The 19,284-nt window shown below is 68.3% G+C and carries 18 protein-coding genes; 11 read left to right on the top strand and 7 right to left on the bottom strand.

Annotated features, from left to right (window positions below):
- Window positions 1–14 precede the first annotated feature (14 nt).
- The 4 genes from OG226_RS50030 (at window position 15) to OG226_RS50045 (ending at window position 2,892) form a co-directional block, all read left to right on the top strand.
- Window positions 15–161 (top strand): hypothetical protein, encoded by a 147-nt coding sequence (locus tag OG226_RS50030; protein WP_328686201.1) that lies wholly within the window; start codon window positions 15–17, stop codon window positions 159–161.
- Window positions 162–939: 778 nt separating this feature from the next.
- On the top strand, window positions 940–1,314 hold the full coding sequence (locus OG226_RS50035; protein ID WP_328675095.1) for a MerR family transcriptional regulator: 375 nt from the start codon (window positions 940–942) through the stop codon (window positions 1,312–1,314).
- A complete protein-coding gene (trhA, locus tag OG226_RS50040; RefSeq protein WP_329353014.1) occupies window positions 1,311–2,102 on the top strand; it encodes a PAQR family membrane homeostasis protein TrhA in 792 nt (263 codons plus the stop codon). The genes OG226_RS50035 and trhA overlap by 4 nt, the downstream gene beginning before the upstream one ends.
- Window positions 2,103–2,433: 331 nt before the next feature.
- Window positions 2,434–2,892 carry a hypothetical protein gene (locus OG226_RS50045; protein WP_329353015.1) on the top strand — a complete coding sequence of 153 codons (459 nt, stop codon included), beginning with the start codon at window positions 2,434–2,436 and terminating at the stop codon, window positions 2,890–2,892.
- Between the two features lie 67 nt (window positions 2,893–2,959).
- Here OG226_RS50045 and OG226_RS50050 read toward each other — a convergent pair whose 3' ends face one another.
- Window positions 2,960–3,556: a CGNR zinc finger domain-containing protein gene (locus OG226_RS50050; protein ID WP_329353016.1), complete on the bottom strand. Its 597-nt coding sequence runs from the start codon at window positions 3,554–3,556 to the stop codon at window positions 2,960–2,962.
- A 38-nt stretch (window positions 3,557–3,594) separates the two neighbouring features.
- Here OG226_RS50050 and OG226_RS50055 point away from each other — a divergent pair, with 38 nt between their 5' ends.
- Window positions 3,595–4,797 carry an MFS transporter gene (locus OG226_RS50055; RefSeq protein ID WP_329353017.1) on the top strand — a complete coding sequence of 401 codons (1,203 nt, stop codon included), beginning with the start codon at window positions 3,595–3,597 and terminating at the stop codon, window positions 4,795–4,797.
- Between the two features lie 1,316 nt (window positions 4,798–6,113).
- Here OG226_RS50055 and OG226_RS50060 read toward each other — a convergent pair.
- Window positions 6,114–7,124, bottom strand: coding sequence for a TniB family NTP-binding protein (locus OG226_RS50060; RefSeq protein ID WP_329353019.1), 1,011 nt, complete (start codon window positions 7,122–7,124; stop codon window positions 6,114–6,116).
- Window positions 7,124–9,955, bottom strand: coding sequence for a TnsA-like heteromeric transposase endonuclease subunit (locus OG226_RS50065; protein ID WP_443066967.1), 2,832 nt, complete (start codon window positions 9,953–9,955; stop codon window positions 7,124–7,126). The genes OG226_RS50060 and OG226_RS50065 overlap by 1 nt, the downstream gene beginning before the upstream one ends.
- Window positions 9,956–10,535: 580 nt before the next feature.
- Between OG226_RS50065 and OG226_RS50075 the strand changes: the two genes are divergently transcribed.
- Both OG226_RS50075 and OG226_RS50080 read left to right on the top strand, forming a co-directional pair.
- Complete coding sequence (locus OG226_RS50075; RefSeq protein ID WP_329353738.1) at window positions 10,536–11,189, top strand: replication-relaxation family protein; 654 nt, start codon at window positions 10,536–10,538, stop codon at window positions 11,187–11,189.
- 498 nt (window positions 11,190–11,687) lie between these two features.
- On the top strand, window positions 11,688–11,942 hold the full coding sequence (locus tag OG226_RS50080; RefSeq protein WP_329353020.1) for a hypothetical protein: 255 nt from the start codon (window positions 11,688–11,690) through the stop codon (window positions 11,940–11,942).
- 111 nt (window positions 11,943–12,053) lie between these two features.
- Here the strand turns inward: OG226_RS50080 and OG226_RS50085 are convergent, their stop codons facing one another.
- Together OG226_RS50085 and OG226_RS50090 are read right to left on the bottom strand one after the other, a co-directional pair.
- A complete protein-coding gene (locus OG226_RS50085) occupies window positions 12,054–12,323 on the bottom strand; it encodes a hypothetical protein (RefSeq protein ID WP_329353021.1) in 270 nt (89 codons plus the stop codon).
- 247 nt (window positions 12,324–12,570) lie between these two features.
- Complete coding sequence (locus OG226_RS50090; protein WP_329353022.1) at window positions 12,571–13,317, bottom strand: DUF3152 domain-containing protein; 747 nt, start codon at window positions 13,315–13,317, stop codon at window positions 12,571–12,573.
- A 738-nt stretch (window positions 13,318–14,055) separates the two neighbouring features.
- Between OG226_RS50090 and OG226_RS50095 the strand changes: the two genes are divergently transcribed.
- The 3 genes from OG226_RS50095 (at window position 14,056) to OG226_RS50105 (ending at window position 16,837) form a co-directional block, all read left to right on the top strand.
- Window positions 14,056–14,748: a response regulator transcription factor gene (locus OG226_RS50095; RefSeq protein WP_329353024.1), complete on the top strand. Its 693-nt coding sequence runs from the start codon at window positions 14,056–14,058 to the stop codon at window positions 14,746–14,748.
- 104 nt (window positions 14,749–14,852) lie between these two features.
- A complete protein-coding gene (locus tag OG226_RS50100; RefSeq protein WP_443066968.1) occupies window positions 14,853–16,274 on the top strand; it encodes a sensor histidine kinase in 1,422 nt (473 codons plus the stop codon).
- Window positions 16,271–16,837: a hypothetical protein gene (locus OG226_RS50105; protein ID WP_329353026.1), complete on the top strand. Its 567-nt coding sequence runs from the start codon at window positions 16,271–16,273 to the stop codon at window positions 16,835–16,837. Before OG226_RS50100 ends, OG226_RS50105 begins: the two co-directional genes overlap by 4 nt.
- On the opposite strand, the gene OG226_RS50110 is transcribed toward OG226_RS50105, so the two are convergent.
- Entirely contained in the window at window positions 16,822–17,244 is a 423-nt protein-coding gene (locus OG226_RS50110; protein WP_329353027.1) for a hypothetical protein, read from the bottom strand. The two genes, OG226_RS50105 and OG226_RS50110, sit on opposite strands and share 16 nt — an antisense overlap.
- A gap of 33 nt (window positions 17,245–17,277) precedes the next feature.
- On the opposite strand from OG226_RS50110, the gene OG226_RS50115 reads away from it, so the two are divergent.
- The gene (locus OG226_RS50115; RefSeq protein WP_329353029.1) at window positions 17,278–18,132 is read left to right on the top strand and encodes a hypothetical protein; all 855 of its coding nucleotides are present in this window, start codon (window positions 17,278–17,280) and stop codon (window positions 18,130–18,132) included.
- 526 nt (window positions 18,133–18,658) lie between these two features.
- On the opposite strand, the gene OG226_RS50120 is transcribed toward OG226_RS50115, so the two are convergent.
- Entirely contained in the window at window positions 18,659–19,282 is a 624-nt protein-coding gene (locus OG226_RS50120) for a TetR/AcrR family transcriptional regulator (protein ID WP_329353031.1), read from the bottom strand.
- Between the last annotated feature and the right edge of the window lie 2 nt (window positions 19,283–19,284).

A 19,284-nucleotide genomic window follows, 5' to 3' on the forward strand; every position in this document is an offset into this window, starting at 1 on the left:
CCGACCGGCAGCGGATGGCGGTAGCGCCCGACCCTGCCGGCGAAACCGAGTCCGGGGCCGCTCTCGCCGAGCACGAGAAGGCCAAGGCGTTCTCCGAAGGCGCCGAGACGGCACACGCCGTCTTCGCCGCCCTTCAGCGGCGAGACCGCAACCCCAAGTAGTTGCTGAGTGCTACACGCCACCTGGCGGTAGCTGTACGAAGAACAGAGCCGTGCCGTCTGGCGCGCCTCGGCGACGGCGGACAAGAACGAAGGACTGTGCGCTCGGCGCTCAACCCTGCCCGGACCCGGTTACTCGGATCCGCACACTCAAAGAATCTATGTTTGTTGGAGTAGACATTGGCCTTGGGGCGTGGTTATGGTTCTCTCGTAGCTCAGAGAGACAGCAGGGCCTGGCAGACACGAACTGCCGGGTGGCAGTACATGCAAGTGCAGTACCCGTAAGAGCAGTTCGCAGGACTCAGCAGTGAAGTAATTGAGCGGTACCTCGGTGAAGGCGTCGGCTGCGGACGCGCGCACCGGGAGGTTCGGCAGTGGGGTTCCAAGCCAGGGCAGACGCAGGACGGGCGACGGGGCTGGCTGCCGGAGAGCGGCGCCGTCACAGGCCGCTGAGTAGTTCGCATCATCAGCGGTACGTATCACCAGCAGTGCGCAGTACCCCACTTGTAAGCAGTTGATCCCAGAGGGAAGAACGGAGGAGCCGAGCGCCATCAGGATCGCCCGGGCCGACATCTTGAACCCGGGTACCGCAGGACATCGATAGTGAGGTGGTCTCCGGTCAAGCAACCGCGATCCCAGCACCCCCGACACCATTCAGGTCGGGGCTGCGGAAACAGAGGGCCGGCGCAGTACGAGGGCCGGCAGATGGTGTAGCAGTTCCTTCGGGGCCCTGGTGCGACGAGCACCAGGGCCCCTCCACGCGTTCCATGGAGAGGTGCAGATGACAGCAGACGACTCGTTCGGCCGTATCGACGACGAGGACTACCCCGCCTACACGATGGGCCGGGCCGCCGAGCTGCTCGGCACCACCCAGGGTTTCTTGCGTGCCATCGGCGAAGCGCGCCTGATCACCCCGCTCCGCTCCGAGGGCGGCCACCGCCGCTACTCCCGCTACCAGCTGCGCATCGCCGCCCGCGCCCGGGAACTCGTCGACCACGGCACTTCCGTCGAGGCCGCCTGCCGCATCATCGTCCTCGAAGACCAGCTCGAAGAAGCCCAGCGCATCAACGCCGAATACCGCCGTGCTGCAACCCCACACCCGGCCGGCGCGTCCGGCCCGCCCTCTTCCGCCGACTTCAAGAATATGAGTGCATGATCGCCGAAGATGCCCAGTCGCCGGTGCGGGGACGGGAGTTGGAGCCTGGTCCCGGCAACCCGAGCACCCCCTCGACCGATGTCCGTGCAGGCGTGGTTGGCCGGTCGGCTGCCGGGCAGGTAGCCGACGGCCTGGAAGCCGGAGTAAAGCGCACCGCGGCTGCGCTGAAGCCGCGGCTGCGCGGCTGGCTGCACGCCGGGGTGTTCCCCCTCGCGCTGGTGGGCGGGATCGTGCTGATCGCCGTTTCGCGCACAGGCGCGGCAGTGACGGCGTGCGCCGTGTACGCGGTGTCGGCCTGCCTGCTGTTCGGCACCAGCGCGGTCTACCACCGCGGAACGTGGGGCCCCCGCGGGGAGGCGATCCTGCGGCGGCTGGACCACGCGAACATCTTTCTGATCATCGCGGGCACGTACACCCCCTTGACGGTACTGCTGCTGCCCGAAGGCCACCAGCGGGTGCTGCTGGCAGTGGTATGGGCGGGCGCGCTGGCCGGGATCGCCTTCCGCACCGTGTGGATCGAGGCTCCCCGGTGGCTGTACACCCCCTGCTACATCGCGCTGGGCTGGGTGGCCGTCTTCAACCTGCCCGACTTCGCCCACGCCGGCGGCACCGCAGTCGTCGTACTCGTCGTAGCCGGCGGTCTTCTCTACACCGCAGGAGCAGTCGTCTACGGACTCAAGCGCCCGGACCCCTCACCGGCCTGGTTCGGCTTCCACGAAGTCTTCCACGCCCTGACCATCGCCGCCTTCGCCGCGCACTACACCGCCATCCTCCTCGCAGCCACCTGACGGTGTTGCGGTGCGGGCACAAGCCGGGTCCGTGGCGAAGTGAAGCTCCTGCCGCGCATCACCGGGAGGCAGGGCCAGCGGCATCCGTCCGCGGGGTGCCGTAAGGGGGAGGAGGCCGGTCTTCCCGCAAGCCGGTCGGCTCAGGTCGGGCTACGGCGTTCGCGTTGCGATGAGGCACCGGGCCACCGCTCGCGTTACCCCCTTGTCCAGCTCCGCTACGTGCGACATTCCGTCCCATTCCAGCAGGGAGGAGTCTCCGTCCCGCCACGCTGCGCGACGTCCCGCGGAAAAGCCGCTGCCACCCGGGGCGCGCCGCTGGGAGACTGCGGGGATGACCACGCAGCGGCTGCCGTTCCCGGTCCCGGACGAACGCGCCCACCTCTTCGTTGACAGCTATGCCGACATGCACGAATTTGTTGAGGACCTGGTCGTGCCCGACGGTGTGCCCGAGGCCGCGGTGACGGTCCTGCGTACGGCGCGCGAGCTGCTGCGCCAGTCGTACTACTGCTACGAGTTCTCCACTGTGGCGGTCATGCACTCCCTGATCGCGGTGGAGATCGTGCTGCGCGACCGCATTCCGGACGCGGGCAAGAAGCCGCTTTACCAGCTCATCAAGCAGGGGGCCGATGATGGGATCCTGACGGCCCGGCAGGCCGAATACCTCGACTACGGCCGGCAGATCCGCAACGGCATGGCGCACGGCCAGACCACGCACGCGGTGATGCCCCCGGCCATGGCAGTGCCGATGGTGACGACCTCGTTCACGATCGTCACCGAGCTCTGTACCTGACCTGTCGCAGTGAAGGTTGAGTGATTCTCATCGAAGGTTGAGCGATGTTGCACTGGGCTTTGACGCCCTATTTGGCATCGCTCGGCTGCTCGGCAGAGCGGGACCGTCGATGGGCTGCGACTCGTTCGCGGGTCGCGCATCGGCGGGAGCAGTAGCGACGCTCCGGGCCGCTGCCCTGGGTGATGAAGACGTTCTGGCAGGTGGGGGATGCGCAGATCCTGCCGGGCGGACGTTGGCGGTCCCAGACGAGAACGGTCAGGGCCATGCAGGACGAGGCGAGGAGCCACTCGTTCCAGGGGGCGTTGTCCTCGCGGTCGAGGTGGGGGTGCCAGGGAGTGCTGCCGCTGTGTGAGGTCAGGCGGAGCGGTCCGGTGTGGTCCGTCAAGAGCCGGTTGAGGGTGGCCGCGGCGTCATCGGCGTGCTCGGCGGCGAAGACTGGCCGCAGCAGGGAGGCAGCTGCCTGCATCTCTGCGATATCGCGGGTGGTGAGGTCGACGGGGTCGGTCTCACCGTATGAGCGGAGCACGTCGGCGACGTCAGCCGGGTCGGGGCAGCCGTCAGCCAGAGCGTTGATCAGGGCGGCGGTGCGCTGGGCTGTGGTCAGCACGGAGTGCCGGGTGGACCAATCGTCGCTGTGGAATGACACCTGTGGAATGTAACGCATCTTGCGAAGGTTTGAGTTACCTCCGTAACGTCCTGTCGATGGGAAAGCGTTACTCACTCCGGTTCTATCTCGTCGGCGCGGTGGCAGCCCGTGCCGGGGACGAGATGTCAGGACCAGCGCTGATGCTGACAGCATTTGCTTTGACCGGATCGACCATCGCCGCGTCGTCGCTACTCGCGGCCATCACGATCTCTGCCGCGGTAGGGGGGCCGATACTCGGGGCGCTCCTCGACAGAACGGATCGGCCGGGACGCCTGCTGGCTGGGGCCCTCGTCCTGTATTCGGTGGGGCTGGGGATGGTTCTTGGGGGACTCGACCGATGGCCGTTCGCTGTCACGATCTTGATCGCAGCGGTGACAGGGCTGCTGGGGCCGGCCCTGTCGGGGGGATGGACGGCCCAACTTCCGCGTGTGGTGCTGGGTGGCCAACTGCCCCGGGCGAATGCGCTCGATGCCATGACGTTCAATCTGGCGAGTCTGGCCGGTCCGGCTCTCGCTGGCGGCGTGGCAGAGGCACTGGGCGCCCCGATGGCCGTGGTGGTCTCTGCGGTGCTCATCGCCTTGGCGCTGCCCGCCGCGTGGATGCTGCCCGCCCGTCCCGGCCGAGTGCTGGGAGTGCAGGCAACTTCGGTGACCAGCGACCTTATTGCCGGAGTACGGGTCATCCTCGGAAGACCCTCCTTGGCCCGAGCCACTCTCACCTCGACCGTCTCCTGCATCGCCCAGGGAATGCTGATGGCATGCATCCCGCTCCTCGGCGAACGTGTTCTGGGCGGGGCCAGCCGCGGCGCGGTGCTGCTCTCCTGCGTGGCGATCGCAGCTTTGGTGGCCAACGTCGTACTCGCTGGGTTCCCGCGTGCAGTCGCCCCCGACACGATCATCTGGGCCAGTGCCCTTGTCCAGGCTGCCGCGCTGGCGTTGGCCGCGTGGGGTCAACCAGTCGTACTCATCGTGGCCGTACTCATCGTGGGGATAGGGGAAGGACCCCAACTGGCCGCCTTGTTCGCAGTCCGCCACCGGGAGGCCCCAGATCACCTGCGAGGCCAGATATTCACCACCGGCGCCAGCCTGAAGATCACCGGATTCGCCCTGGGGGCAGCAGTTGCCGGACCAGTCGCGACTTGGTCTCTTCCAGGCACGTTGGCACTCGCAGCGAGCGTGGCGGCCCTCGCAGCACTGGCCTTCTTCGTGATCCCGTCGGCAACCGCCAACTCGCCCGAATCCAGCAAGATGTCGACTTGAGTGGTCTCCGCGAAAGGATTGATGACCTGTCGAAGTGGGTTGTGCGGTTCTCAGCGAAGGTTGAGTGATTTTTCCCGACTGGTCCGTTCCTTCTTGAGCCGGTTGGAACGTCTGCTGTGGCAGAGGGCTGAGCACGTCAGGCGTATTTGATTCTTGCGTCCCGGTTCCAGGGGCCCAGCACATTCAGTGCAGGCTGTCGGCTGTTGTCGGGGTGAAATGGACCCGTCCGCTCGGCGCCGGAGGTAGGCGATGTGGCAGCAGCGGTCCGAGCACCATCGTCGTCGGCCGGGTTCGAGCGGGGCGTCGCAGACGCCGCAGGTCAGATTCGGGGTGCGGCTGGCCTCCGCCCTGTCGCGTCGGCGCTGACGCTCTGCGACTTGGCGGCAGGAGACCGAGCACCAGCTGCGCGGTGCCCCGCGGGCGACGAAGGTCAGCTTCTCGCCGCAACCTTGGCAGGCCGCGTGCCTTTCCTCCTTCTGCGGTTTCGGGTTCCGTCTTCTGTATGCCGCCTGCCGGCATGCCTGAGAGCAGGTCTGCCGTGGGCTGCCGCCGTGAGGCTGGAACGTGACGGCCCCGCATTCGATGCACCGCCTGCCCAGAAGGATCTCCTTGAGGGAGGAGGGGTCTCGGCCGACCACCGCGGCCAGCCGTTCCCAGCTGGGTGAACCGCTCCATGACCAGGGCGGATCGACTAGGTAGCGGCGCAAATATGAGGCTCTGACGTAGTTGGCGGCGGCGAGACGCTCGATGAAGGACGTGAGTCCTTCGCCGGCAACCGGTCGGATCTGCCTGGGGAGCGGGGCGGGCGAGCGGGACATGGTCATTTCAGGTGGTCTGGCCGACGCTGTCGTGGTTGATGCTGGAGCGCGAGGTGGATGTGGTGGCGTGTCAGCCGGGGGAAGCGGTGACGTAGGACGTTTCTATGGACGCCGTCGTGGAGTGCGTCTCCGAGCGCGAGGAGGAGATCGACCCGGTCGTTGAGGCCTGGGAGTTCGCGGTCGACCCGCTGCGGGAATGGTCCTTTCCGGTTCGGGTCGGTGTTGACGCGTCCTGGTGCGTCGGGGAGAGCGCGTCGCAGGTCGTCAACGGGGCGGTTCGTGAGCTGAGCGAGCACGTGCAGGTCCGGCGTTCGGCCGTGAGGGCGGAGGACGGCGGTGAGCTCGTCTGGCGACAGGTGGTTGGCCTGGGCCAAGCGCTGTATGTAGGAGGCGATCCCTTCACCGAGGTTCGGCCTGACCTGCATGGGCAGGGGAGCTCGCTTCGGGCTCATGTTCGAGGTTGGCATCGTGCGGTGGCTGTCCCTTCCCGCTCGGCGGTCAGCGGGAGTCGGAGCTGTGATCGAGCGGGATCGCCTGAAGGCTCTGCTCGGTGATCTCCTCGCTGCCGGTGAGGATCGCGTCCAGGGCGGCGCCGCGGATCAGGTGCGAGAGCGAGCCGATCATGCCGCCGGTGCGGTCGTGGAGGTAGCGGTCCAGGCCGGTGAGGCTGCCAGGCTTGTGCGCGTGCAGTCGCAGGGAGTTCTCCAGGGTGGCGACCAGTCCCTGCCACTCGCTGTTGTAGGGCAGCGGGGCCGTGGGAATCAGGGTGAAGCGTCCGGCGATCTGCTGTCCGCGGGTGCCGGTGAACAGGTCGCGTTCGACGTTGATCCCGGCATAGACGAACGTCGCGGGGATGCGCTCGGAGAAGTACTTCAGCGTGTCGGCGACCTCGGCGCCGGACCTGGTCGTCAGCGAGATGTTGTGGAGCTCGTCGACGAGGACCAGGCCGACTCGGGCGTCGATCAACACGCCGCAGACCGACTCCAGGATGTCGGTGATGTTCGACTTCGAGCGGGCGGGCAGGCCGAGGAAGCGTGCGAACTCCACCGTCACCATGCGCGGTGTGGCGGCGGGCGGAACGGTGATGTAGACGACCGGGATGCGGTCGCTGACGCCGGGATGGCGGGCCCGGTCCAGGAGTTCGTGCGCGCGCCCGAGCTGGGTGATCGCGGTGGTCTTGCCGGTGCCGGCCGGGCCGGAGACGATCAGCCCGCGGCGGGCGCTGACCGCGTGCCGGTTCAGCAGCACCAGACGGCGCCCGCAGGTGACCGTGTGCTGAACGGTCGAGGTCGCCACCACCAGCAGCCGGGTGTGGTGGTCGATCCGGTCCTCGTCGTAGCGGGTCCGCTCGGCCGGCGTGAGCTTGGCGTATGCGGCGTCACTCAGCAGCCCGGGTATGTCGGGCTGGGCCGCGGCGAAGGCCCGCCAGCCCGCGAGGGCCGTCAGATGCTGGTCCGGCTCCTGCGGGCCGTCTGCCGACGGGTTGAGCAGGCTGTGCGGCTGTGTCATCAGGTCTTCCAGGGGTCGGCGAGCGGATCGAACAGGCCCAGCGGGATCACCTTGGCGAGCGGTTCTTCCTCCTCCGCTCGCTCAGGTTCCGGCGCGGGATGCGGGACCGGTGGCGGGAGCGGGACCGGCGAGGTCGCCTTGGTGCGGGCAGCCACCGTCTTGTCCCGGCGAGTACGCTTCTTCGCCTTCGTGTCCTGGGGGCCGGCGTGTGCGCGGGTCAGCAGGGCAGCGGCCGCCTCCGCGATCTCCGCCTCAGTGCCCTCGGGCAGGCCGCGTGCGGCATGGTCCCAGGCCAGTTCCCCGAACGGAACCGGGGTGTGACGCAGGTGCTTCCAGGTCGCTTCGATCCACTCGCCCTGGCCGTGGTGATTGCGTACCCAGATCCGGGAGATGTCGTAGGGGTCGTGGTGGACCTCCCACAAGCCCTTCTTCTCCGTGACTCCGGAGTGCTGGCGGCGGATCAGGCCCGGGCCGTCGTAGGTGCGGCGCTTGATCCTGATGCCGTAGTCGTTCACTGCCCGCCAGGCCGACGGCAGCAGTTCGATGTAGTCCTCGGCGCTGAGCGCGACCGGGACGTAGCCGCATGCTTCGACCAGGGCGGCGTACTTCTCGTTCGGCGTGAACGAGCGGCCCGGGAGCAACGGGTCGCGCAGGCCGTCGTGTTCGCGATTTTGCCACTTCGCGACAAGCCATTCGTCGAGAAGCTCCTGCAACTCCGGCAGGGACCACAGGGGCTGCTTGTCCAGATGGCGGCCGCGGTGGTCGGTGCTGCGGCCGGTGAAGCCGGCGACGAACTGCGCGAAGAGCGTGCCGACGGAGTCCAGCATCTTCTCCACGTGTCCCTTCTGGAACGGGGACGCCTTGTGCGTGGGCTGGAAGTCGATCTCCAGAAAGCGGCAGGACGCCCTGAAGTTCCGGGAGACGAACACTTTCCCGTGGTCACAGACGATCATCTCCGGCACGATCACCGGCTTCGCCGCCGCGTGCTCAAGGCGCTCGTCGATATCCAGCAGCCGACGGTAGGGCAGCACCGACCGAGACATCCGCAGGGCATCCACCCAGTTCGGCCGCATCACCTCGGGCGTGAGCGCGCGGGCCAGCAGCACGCTCGCGTCGACCGACTTCGTGGTGGGCCGCAGCACCGCCGCCGGCACCGTCCTGGTCGCGACGTCGATCATGCCGGTGAGCTCGACCTTGCCCACCACCCCGTCGTCCAGGCGCACCAGAACATCCAGCGGGGTGGAGTCGATCTGCACCACCTCGCCCGGCGCGAACACCGTCCACTGACCGAACGGCGTCTTCGCCCCGTGGGCGCGTGAGCGGCGGTTTCGGGCTGTCGCGGAGACGGGCTTGCCGTAGGTCAGCTTGGCCAGCAGCCGGTAGAGCGTCGACTGCGAGGGCAGTTCCACCGTCTCGCCGTGCTCCCGCAGGATCTCGCCTGTCCGCCAGATGAGGTAGGTCCCGGTGCGGGTGGAGTCGTCGACTCCCTCCTTGATCGCTTGCCGCATGGCCTCCACCACCACGTCGGCGACCGCCCCGAACTGCGGCTTCTTGCGCACCGGCCGACGGTCGGCGAGCCCCAGGAGCCCTTCGACCTGGTAGCGGCGGCGGAAGTTGCCGACCGTACTCACGCTGACCCGGTAGCCCGCGGCAGTCAGCTCGGCCGCCTTCGCCCGCTCCCGCGCGGTGAGCGAATGACGGGCCGGATCGTACTCAGGCCGCGGTCCGGCATCCTCGTCCGCATTCGGATCGGCGCCGTGCAGGACCTCCAGGATGTGGCCCTCCCACCACAGAGCCTTCTCCCGCGCGTGGACCGGAAGTGCCTCCAGCAGTGACACCGGCGGCAGCGGCAACCGCGCGGGGCTGTTGAGCACCTCGAAGTTCTCACCACCCAGCAGCACGGCCAGCGGCACGGCCAGCGGCGAGTCGCTCTCATCGGCCAGCGTCACCGCATGGGCTGACACCGCGAGCACCGCCCGGACCTGACCGGTGAACCGCACCCGATCGCCCACCCCGACCGTTGCCGGCCTCGACAGCCTGCGCATCTGGCTCCCTTCACCGCGTGTGCCCGCCCTCGGCAGCAGGCCGTGGTCCCGGCCTCTCCGCTGCAGCCCGACGACAGAACCTTCAGACGTGTGGACCACCGTGCCACTACTCAGCAGAGCACCACCAAGGTCAGCGCGGAGGGCCCCCGTCCAGAGCAGGTGGAACAGGACGGGCAGGACACGCAGAACGTCCCCGGCTTTTTCGGCCCCTGCCCGCAGCCCCTGAGGCTGCCGGAAAATCTCCACCAGATGCTCGGCGACATCGATCTCACGGCCGCACCGCCCATGCCGATAGCGGGCCAGCCACCGCAAGTTCGCCATGACCACCGCATCCGGAACACCGACGTGCGCGAACTCCCAGCCCACTGCTGAACAGGCCCGTTCGGTCGCGGCGAACGCATCCGCGGTCCGCTCATCGAGATCGTCCTCGGCACGGACATCGACCACGCGGGCGCCGCCGTCGGCCAGCCGTACGAAGTAGTCGGGCGCGTGCCGCCGCTTCACTTCCGCCTCGCGCCAGTGGAGCCAGAACGGCTGCGAGGCGATCCCCACCACGTCCGGGGCGAAGTCCAGCAGAATCAGCCGGTCCCGCTCCAGCCACGACTCGTAGCCCACATGACCGCCCGTGGTCACCGCGTAGTACCAGCCCGCGAAACTGCGGCCACCCTTGTTCCACCGGAACCCGCGTACGGGCGCTACGTCCTCGAACCGGACATCCCACCCGGTGCCCAACGAGGTGCGACGACGCCGGCCGCTGTCGAAGAAGTCCAGGTCAAAGGCACTCAACGCAGGATCGCCGTACGCGCGTATCGGTTCCCCCACCGTCTCCCCAGACAGTCAGCCCTAAACGATCACTCAACCTTCGGTGAGAAACCTAGCGTCCACCAACCTTCGATGACAACGCTCAACCTTCGCTGCGAGAGATCAGTACCGCGCCCGCCTGATGATCACGGCTGGGTAAAAGCGTCCGATGGAATGTCACACGAGCATGATCATCCGGACCTTTATGAGGGGACAGCGGATCTCTGTCGGGAGAGCAGCGCACCTGATGAGGAGTTCCACCGTGACGTACACCAGCAGCGCCCGGCAGCCCGGACCGGAGCCGCGCCCCACCTCGACAGGGGGTGCTGAGCGCACTGGACGCGGCCCGGAAAGCAGTACCGCGTCCAGTGCCGCGAACGATTCCAACGTCGTTCCCATCACCGCAGCTCACACCGCCCGCCAGGATCTCCGTCGGCACGCCGACACCTCTCTCCCTTCCCCTGAAGACTCAGCGAAGGGGAAGAAGTCCACTCCTGCGGTCGTGAAGGTTCGGGCCGACGCGCTGGGGATGCTGGGGTGCGTGCGGATAGCCACGGTGCAGCAGATGGCTCAGGTGATCACGGCAGAGGACAAGGACGGCCGGTCGTACGTGCGCAGAGCGATGTCGAAACTGGCGGAGCTCGGACTCGCGGAGATGAACGGCAAGGACGGCAAGCACCCGATCTGGAACCTGGCTCCGGCGGGGCAGAAGGCTCTGGCCGACGGCAATGAGTTGCCGTCCCGCCCGAAGGTCGGCACCGGAGCGAAGGCCGTTCGCGCCGGGTTCGGCCCGCACGGCGTCGCGGTGACCGACACGATCCTCGCCTACGGCAACCGGCGCTCCCTGACCGACTGGCAAGTGGAGGTGAACCACGCCATCAAAGGAGATCGGCCTGAGCTTCAACACCGAGGCCGTCCTCGCCCAGCCCACTCCGACCAGCGAGGTCCGCCTCTTCGAACTCGACAACGGCCCCATGTCCCAGGCCCGCCTCGCGAAGGAGGTCTGAGACCACGAGCGCTACGCCGGGCGCCGCGTCTGGGAGGGAGCCCGCGGCACCATCGGCCGCACGTTCCCGTTCTGGCAGTGCCACCGCTACACCCGCTCGGAACGCTTCCCGCGGCTGCACGTCGTCCTTGCGGGCAAGGAGGAGCACCTGCTCGACAACCGCGCCTGGCGCTCACCGCCGACGTCAGGGCATCGCCATCGCGGTCTGGGTGAACAGCCTGCCCCGGCTCCAGCGCGGCGAGCCCTGGTACGAGATCGGCGTCGACGGCCCGGACCGGCGCCGTCAGCGATACCCCGAACCGGCAGGCCGCTGACAGGGCCGGGCAAGCCGCCCGGGAACGGCGGCTTGCCCGACCGGCCGCGCACACTCGCCGCCCTCTTCCTTGAGGAAGCGAAGGACGGCCGGCCGGTCGTGGCCGCCCGCCCGGCGGGGCAGCTCTCGAAGTCGGGACGCCACCGCCCGGGACAGAAGAGGCCGAACACGGCCGCACGTCTGTGCCGGACCGTAGACAGGGCTCATGAAACGCAGCAGAGAAGAAGAACCCGCCCCGGACCTGCCGGGCAGCCTGTGGCACGCCCTGGTCCGGCTCCAGCACACGCACCCCGACCCCGTGGGCCGGACCGCTCGCCCGGCCAGCCGGGCTGCTGCCCTTCACCGCAGCCACCGACACCATCCTCGCGGCCCGCGTCCATCTGTCCGGCGCGGAGACGATGGGCGAACTGCACGCGACGCTCCGCACCCTGACCGCCGGCCTTACCTGCACCCACTTCGCCCGCCCTGACGTTGCGCTGGACGTCACGCTCGGCAGACGACAGGAACTTCCGATCCACGCGGAGCACACCATCGGCCTCACCCGGCTCTTCCAGAACGCCGCTGGCACCATCGGCGGCTGCAACACATCAGGTGGCGGCCGGTGCTTCCACTGCGAGGGGACCGGGCCTGCCCTCCCACTGTGGGAGCCGTAGTCGTCAGCCGGCCACGACGTCGCGTAGTTCCCGTACGGCGCGCTCGCGGTGGTGTTCGGCGGGGATCGCTTCGTACGGGTCCAGGGCGCGGCGGCGGACCAGACCGGTGCGCTAGCCGTCCGGCAATGCGGCCAGTGTCGCGACTGCGCGGTGGCAGGCCTGCTCGGTGTCGCCGTTGTGGTGGAAGCAGGCGGCGGCGTCGATGTTGAGCAGGGTCCGGGTCATGCTGCTGGTGGGCGCGGACAGCTCCAGCGCCCGCTGCTGGCTCTCGAACGCGCGGCGGGTGTCCATGAGGGTGGTGAAGGCGTGGCTGAGGTGGACGTGATGTTTCTGCTCGCCGTACGTCAGCCACGTGTCCGACCGGGAGGCTGAGTATCGCAAGCGGAGCCAACGCATGGCTGCCTCTTCGCCGGTGAGGACGAGGACCTCATCCTGCTGGCGTCCGGAATGCCGAGTTGCCCCGACGGCCCAGCGGCGGTCCCACAGCCTGCCGAGGGAAGCGCCTCGGAGCCGCAAGCCATCGGCAGCGGAAGCGGCACACTCCCACGGTCGGATTGAGAATACTGCGGCGGGAACGTGGAATGGTGCGGCACCGAGTACGGCTCCGTGTGCATCGTCGGAGGGCCTGCTACGGGGCGGGCGGCCCGGTGATGAGGTGGCCGTTCTCGTCGTAGGGCCAGGCGTTGGCCTTGCACCCGACCAGGCCCTTGATCTGCTGCATCATCACGGGGGCCAGTTGTCCGGGGCCCGCGCATGTCTCGTGCGTGTAGCCCAGGAAGTGCCCCATCTCGTGGTTGACGATCAGGGTCCGGTAATCATGGATCGGGCCATCGAACGTCGGCGAGCCGCCGACCCAGCGTCTGAGATTCACCACCACCCCGCCGGGTACCTCGCAGTTGTATTCGCCGTGAGTGTCCTGCTGTATGCCCGTCCAGCACAGGGCATCCGCCGTTCCCGGCGTCGCGATCATCACCTTGAGGTCGTAGGGCTCTCCCGCCCCCACCAGCTGGAACGACGCAACACCGTTCCGGGTCCAGCCCCGGCGAGCGGCGAGTATGTCAGCGATCTCGTTCGCCGCTTGGGCCGCCGAGATGTCGATTCCGGTCTCGACCTGCACCGTGTACCGGAGCAGCTTTGCACCCCGCCCGACTTTCGAGCCGCTGGCCCTCGCAGTGACAAATGTGCCAGGACCCGTCGCGGGGACGTCGATCTTGGTCGCGGTCGGGGTCGGCTTGGGGCCCGGCGTCCGGGCGGGCTTGAGCGTTGGGATGTGAGTGATGTTCACCGTGCTCCGCGGACGCGGCGTAGCGCTCAACGCGTCGCTTCGTGCGCCCGCCTGGTAGTACACGACGGAGCCGAGCAGACCGACGGTCACCAGCGCGCCGATGAGGTAGGTCCGGCCTCGGCTGCGCGGGCGGCCTCGACGGCGGGAGGGGCGATGGCGGCCACTGCCTGGAGGGGCCCGGTGCAGACCGTCATAGTGGTCGGACGCTGTACTGCTGTCATTGCGCGGGGCGGATTCCTGGTTTCGTACCGAATGCATGGCAGCTCAGGCTGGGCGTTCCAGATGATGGCCATGAGCTCGTGTTGTGACGAGTAGGCAACGAACGAACTCGCGATGGGTGGCTCAAGTGCCCTTTTCGGAGGTCGAGTTGTACGCGGCGATCCGCCATGACGCTCGAACCGAAGAGCTGTTCAGCAGGGTCTTGTCGGTGAAGTGCAGGGGCGGCCCGCAGGACGGTGGCTCTCGCGTTGGAGCCGGTGTGGCCGGCGCCGCGCCAGCAGCTTCCGCCCCGGATCTCTCGCCTGTATCCGTTCAAGGCGACGGTCGACGGGATCGTACGGGATGACCTGCATGCGCCGCGCCAGCAACGGCACACCGTCAAGCGGGTCTTCCGACCGGCTGACACTGCGCTGTCAGACCAACTGGCCACCACAAGAACGCGGTTGGAAAAGGCTCAAGGTCTGATCGATGCACTCATGTCCGATCAGAGATGCCGAACAATACGATCGAGAAAGGTCGGGAATGTGACTGAACTGCAGCAGCCTCGATCATGTGATCATCGTGTAACAGTGATGCGGCGGACCGAGGGCCACCGCTGATACTGAGCGCATGCCTTGTGTCCTCCTCATCGAAGACGACCCCGCTGTCCGTGAAGGCACCTGTCTGGCACTGCGCCACCAGGGGCACGATGTTGCGGCGGCTGAGACCGGTGAAGAGGGGCTGCGTCGGCTGCCGGCCTTCCTGCCGGACGTCGTGGTGCTCGATCTGATGCTGCCCGGCATAAGCGGGCTGGAGGTGTGTCGCCGGATTCGCGCGGAGAGCCAGGTGCCGATCATCATGGTGACCGCCAGGGGCGACGACGTGGACATCGTGCTCGGGCTCGAAAGCGGAGCGGACGACTACGTGGTCAAACCCGTCCAGGCACGGGTTTTGGAGGCCAGGATCCGTTCCGTGCTTCGCCGCGTCGAGCAAGGACAGGCCTCTGACGGAGCCATCCCGTCGGCCGAGACGTACGGTGAGCTCCGCATCGACCGCGCGGGGCTCACCGTCACCTGCAGGGGCGCTACGGTCCCGCTGGCTCCGTCCGAACTACGGCTGCTGCTGACCCTGTCCGCCTCTCCCGGTCGGGTGTTCAGCCGCCAGCAACTGCTGGAGACCGTCTGGGAACACAGCTACCACGGAGATGCACGGCTGGTGGACGCCTGTGTCAAACGGCTGAGGACCAAGCTGGCCGAGCCCCCGCGGCAGCCGCGTTACGTCGAGACCGTCCGGGGCTTCGGCTACCGGTTCAACCGCACCTGATGACGGTACGGTTTTCACCTCGCACGTCCTTCCCCCGGCGACGACTTCTCCGCTTCCTGCCCACGGGCGGTCTGCGTGTCAGACTTGTGGTGGCCTTCGGGCTAGTGGCTGTCGTCGCTGCCCTGTCCACCGGGGCCCTGACGTTCCGCCAGGCCCGCAGCGGCATCCTCCAGCAGAGCCAGGACAGTGTCATCCGCCTGCTGCGCGACCGGGTCGACTCCCTCGCACCGTCACTGGTGCTGCCGCCCAGCCGACAGGACCTGACGGCGTTCGCGGGCAAGATCGCCCAGGGTGATCCCTCGCGGAAGTGGCGGGTACTGGTCGTCTATCGGGGGCAGAGCGCCACGTCAGTACCGCAGGACCCGTTCCACGAGCTGACGGCCGCCCTGCGCACCGCGGCGACGACCCAGACGCCGACCGTCTTCCAGCGGGTGACGACCGGTGGCCGCCCGTCCCTGGTCGTGGGCATGCCGGTCATGTCCACCGCCATGGCCAACGAGCGCAGGGCCTCTGGGCTCACGGTCTTCCTGGTGGTTCCCCAAACAGGCGAACTCGGCTCCGTCCAGGCTCTGGTCGCTGCCATGGGGCGGGCCACCGTACCCGCCATGGGCCTGGCCGTGCTCGTCGCGCTGCTGGCCGCCCGGGGAGTGCTGCGACCCGTACGCGAACTGCGCCGCGCCACCCGGCATATCGCCGAGGGCCGGCTCGACACCCGCCTCGCCGTCCACGGCTCGGACGAACTGGCCGACTTGTCCCACACCTTCAACGAGACCGCCGCCGCCCTGGAGGAGTCCATCGCCGAACTACGCCGCATGGAGACCAAAGCCCGCCGCTTCGCCGCGGATGTCTCTCACGAACTGCGCACCCCGCTGGCGGCCATGTCCGTCGTCACCGACATCCTCGACGAGGACGCCACCCAACTTGCCCCGGACACCGCCTCCGCGGTCCGGCTCATCAGTGACGAGACCGCCAACCTCGCACGTCTGGTGGAGGACCTCATGGAGATCACCCGCTTTGATGCCAGCGCCGCCGCCCTGCACCTGGACAAGATCGATCTCGCGGAGTCGGTCCAGCGCACCCTTTCGTCGAGGGGCTGGCAGGACTCTGTGGTCACAGTGATGCCTCCACCAGGGGTGCTGCGGGGGCAAGTCGACCCCCGCCGCCTCGACGTGATCGTTGCCAATCTGATCGGGAACGCCTTGCGTCACGGGGCACCTCCCGTACGGCTCTCCGTATCCGGTTGCCAACGGCCCACCGCAGACGGTGTGCGCCAGTGGGCAGTCATCGAGGTGCTGGACAACGGGTCCGGGATCCCGGATACCGTCCTGCCGCACATATTCGACCGCTTCTACAAGTCCGACACCGCTCGCACCCGGACGGAAGGCAGTGGCCTGGGCCTCGCCATCACCGCCGAGAACGTGCGTCTCCACGGCGGCACGATCCGCGCGGCCAACCACCCCGACGGCGGCGTCGTTTTCACCGTCGAACTCCCGTTGCCGGAATCCGCAGAGGAGGATCGACCATGAGGTGGGGTGTGTTGCTTGCCATGGCTCTGCTGCTGTCAGGCTGCGGCATCCCGCCAACCGGCATCGTCCAGTCCGGCGACCCCGCCAGCGGACTCCGGTCCGGTGTGCTGCTCTACTTCATCGCCGACGACGGACACCTGGTCCCCGTATCCCGTGAGATCGCCGAGCCGGTCGACGTACGCCAAGCCATAGGGCTCCTGTTCGCCGGCCCTGACGACCGGGACCGGATGCTCGGTCTGACGACTGCACTCACCCGTACACCTACTCCGGCCATCAACACGCAGGACGCCCTGGTGACACTTCGTCTGCCCGCGGGTACCGACCCACTGCCGCCGCTCGCCGCCCGGCAACTGATCTGCACAACCGCCGAGGCACGTCTGACCGACGACCGGAACACGGTGACGACAGGGGTGACCGTGGTCGTGATCGAACCCGGCGGGCAGCGCACACGAGGCTCCAGCCATGGCTGCTCCGTTCTCGCCGCCCGTTCCGCCATTTTCGCCGGTACGGCGGCGCCGGAGGTCGTGCGTCCCCGGGGGTCTCTGAGTCAGGGGCGGCCGTAGCGCGCGCACTTCAGATATTTGACGGGAGGGCTCTCCGTGCCGTTGTCGAGGCAGATCCGGACGACGCCGACTCCGGCCACGTAGAAGGTCACGGGGAAACTGAACGACGCGCTGGCGCCGCATACGCCGTGGTCGCTGAAGTTGACCGCCACGTCGTGGTTCTTGGAGTCGACGCCGAACGCGGTGGTGCCGCGGCAGCTCGTCGCGCTGACCGACTTGTGCTCGCCGGACACGAGGACCTGCCGGTTGTACCAAGTGATCGTGCCCCGGGTGTACGTGTTCCCGTAGGTGACGTCGAAGGAGCTGGTCGGATACGCGGCGGTCTGGGCACCGGCGGCGGGAGCGCCGAGGAGCATGCCCGCGGTGAGTGCGGCGGTACTGAGGGCGGCGGCGAGAGGGTTGGGCATGTCGTCTCCGGAGGTGGGGCCTGCAGGGCCGGCGTGAGTATCCGCCTCAGTATTCCTGCCGCAGGGTCAACCGCGTCGTGGACCGGGGAGTTCTGGGGTTGGGCCGGGCGCACCCTGGGTGCCCCGGCCCGCACCGCTTCGGGCGCGCCCGTGTGGCTGCGCCTGGTGTCCTCGCCGGAGGACAAGGCGTCGGGGAAGCTGTGGGATGGTGCCCTCGATGCCCGGCACGCCTTCTGCGATCTCGACGGGCACTGTCCCGCACTACTGGACGTGCACGACATGTTCGACGACACCACCGCCTACCGGGCGGAACTGTCCGTGCGCGTCGAAGAGCCGGTCTTGGCCGGTGACCCGATCCTCCAGCACGAACTTCAGCTTCCGGACTCCTGGTGGGAGAACTTGGCCGCAACTCTGGAGAAGGTGTCGGCTGTCGCCACCGGGCGGGTCGCCGTACGCCGGCAGTACATGGACCGGGCGATCCCGCGGTTCCTCGGGATCCCGGCGCCCACCGTGACCCGCTGGACCACAGCCCACTCGGACGTGCACTGGGCGAACCTCACCGGGACGCCCCCGCGGGCACTCGACTGGGAGGGATGGGGGCAGGCTCCGGAGGGCTTCGACTCCGCCACGCTCTACGGCTACACGTTGCTCCAGCCGGGCACGGCCGCACACGTCCGCGACGCCTTCCCCGTGCTGGGCAGCACGGTCGGCCTCGCCGCCGAAGCGACCGTCCGGTTCAGGACAGACCCCGCCCTCATCCTGACCAAAAGGGAGGCGGACCCGGGCTGCCGCCCTCGTCCCGGGTGGTGGTCTCTCCCTACGACACCTCGGCCCGCCACGCACGGCACGGACACATCACCAGCTGGACGGGGTTCGCCGCTCATCTGACCGAGACCCGTACTCCCGACGGCTCTCACGTGATCACGGACGCGGCCACCACCCACGACGGCGAGGTCCTGCCCGGAGTCCCCACCCGCCCCTCCCGCCGCGGACTCCTGCCCCTGCCCGCCGAGCACCTGTTCGACGCCGGCTACGCCTACCTGCCCCCTGGAACAAGCCGCCCGCGCACACCAGGCCACCGTCTGTGGACCACTGCGGAGCAGCCCCCGTCAGCATCGCCACGACCAGGGCTTCGTCCGGGACGACTTCCCATCGACTACGACCGTGAGCGGGTCACCTGCCCCCAGGGCCAGACCCGCCAGGGCTGGCACGGCGCCTGCCCGACTTCCTCACCCACAGCGGCCGCGCTGATCGTGGCCCGGTTTGCCAAAAGCCGGTGCGGCCCTGCCCGGCGCGCCCGCCCGGCCGGATTCCGTGAGCCGCGCTCAGGAGCCCTGCTCCGGAAAAGTCGTTTCGTTCTGGTGGGCGCCCGACTCGCGATTCGGTGCTGCCTGTTACGACACCGGGTGAGCGCTCAAGAACGCGGGGGAGCGGATGCTGATGTCCGGGACAGTGCCGGGGCCAGCCAGCGGCTGAGGAAAGTGCGCAGCTGGGTTACGTCCTGCGGTGGCTCGCCGGGGTGCTGCAGCAGCGATGTCAGGAGTCGCATGATGATCTCGGCGAGGCCGTTGAGGTCGTCCTCGCCGATGCCGGCGGCGGACCAGTCGACGGGGAAGCGCTGCAGCATCTTGGCGCCGTAGGCGATGGTGTCGCTGGTGGTGGCGCCGCGGCCGAAGGCGCTGGTGTCTCCGAGTTGCAGCAGGAGGCTCAGGCGTGGCTCGGTGGGGATGGTCCGTACGCAGAAGACCATGCCTTCGACCACGGCTTCGGCCGGGTCGGTGATCCCCTGCAGGTGCGCGATCATCAGGTCGACGAACGACTCGGCGCCCTGGGCCGCCACCGCGCCGATGATGTCGCTGATACGGCGGAAGTGGCGGTAGACGGTCTGGCGGGTGACGCCGAGCTCGCCGGCGACGTCGGACAGGGTCGTCTTGGTGACGCCGTGCCTGTCGATGCAGCGGGCGGTCGCGTCGATGATGCGCTGCCGGGCCTCCGCGTCCGATGCGGGAGGCCGGCCTCCCCAGCCGTGATGCCCCATGG

It is taken from the genome of Streptomyces sp. NBC_01261, from assembly GCF_036226385.1.
GTDB lineage: Bacteria > Actinomycetota > Actinomycetes > Streptomycetales > Streptomycetaceae > Streptomyces.

Excerpts from the sequence above, each read along its gene's own strand:
- OG226_RS50080 (WP_329353020.1), top strand. The coding sequence starts at position 11,688 with ATGGGCGAACTGCACGCGACGCTCCGCACCCTGACCGCCGGCCTTACC.
- OG226_RS50120 (WP_329353031.1), bottom strand. The coding sequence starts at position 19,282 with ATGGGGCATCACGGCTGGGGAGGCCGGCCTCCCGCATCGGACGCGGAG.
- OG226_RS50110 (WP_329353027.1), bottom strand. The coding sequence starts at position 17,244 with ATGCCCAACCCTCTCGCCGCCGCCCTCAGTACCGCCGCACTCACCGCG.
- OG226_RS50045 (WP_329353015.1), top strand. The coding sequence starts at position 2,434 with ATGACCACGCAGCGGCTGCCGTTCCCGGTCCCGGACGAACGCGCCCAC.
- trhA (WP_329353014.1), top strand. The coding sequence starts at position 1,311 with ATGATCGCCGAAGATGCCCAGTCGCCGGTGCGGGGACGGGAGTTGGAG.
- OG226_RS50030 (WP_328686201.1), top strand. The coding sequence starts at position 15 with ATGGCGGTAGCGCCCGACCCTGCCGGCGAAACCGAGTCCGGGGCCGCT.
- OG226_RS50095 (WP_329353024.1), top strand. The coding sequence starts at position 14,056 with ATGCCTTGTGTCCTCCTCATCGAAGACGACCCCGCTGTCCGTGAAGGC.
- OG226_RS50055 (WP_329353017.1), top strand. The coding sequence starts at position 3,595 with ATGGGAAAGCGTTACTCACTCCGGTTCTATCTCGTCGGCGCGGTGGCA.
- OG226_RS50105 (WP_329353026.1), top strand. The coding sequence starts at position 16,271 with ATGAGGTGGGGTGTGTTGCTTGCCATGGCTCTGCTGCTGTCAGGCTGC.
- OG226_RS50060 (WP_329353019.1), bottom strand. The coding sequence starts at position 7,124 with ATGACACAGCCGCACAGCCTGCTCAACCCGTCGGCAGACGGCCCGCAG.
- OG226_RS50035 (WP_328675095.1), top strand. The coding sequence starts at position 940 with ATGACAGCAGACGACTCGTTCGGCCGTATCGACGACGAGGACTACCCC.
- OG226_RS50050 (WP_329353016.1), bottom strand. The coding sequence starts at position 3,556 with ATGCGTTACATTCCACAGGTGTCATTCCACAGCGACGATTGGTCCACC.
- OG226_RS50075 (WP_329353738.1), top strand. The coding sequence starts at position 10,536 with ATGGCTCAGGTGATCACGGCAGAGGACAAGGACGGCCGGTCGTACGTG.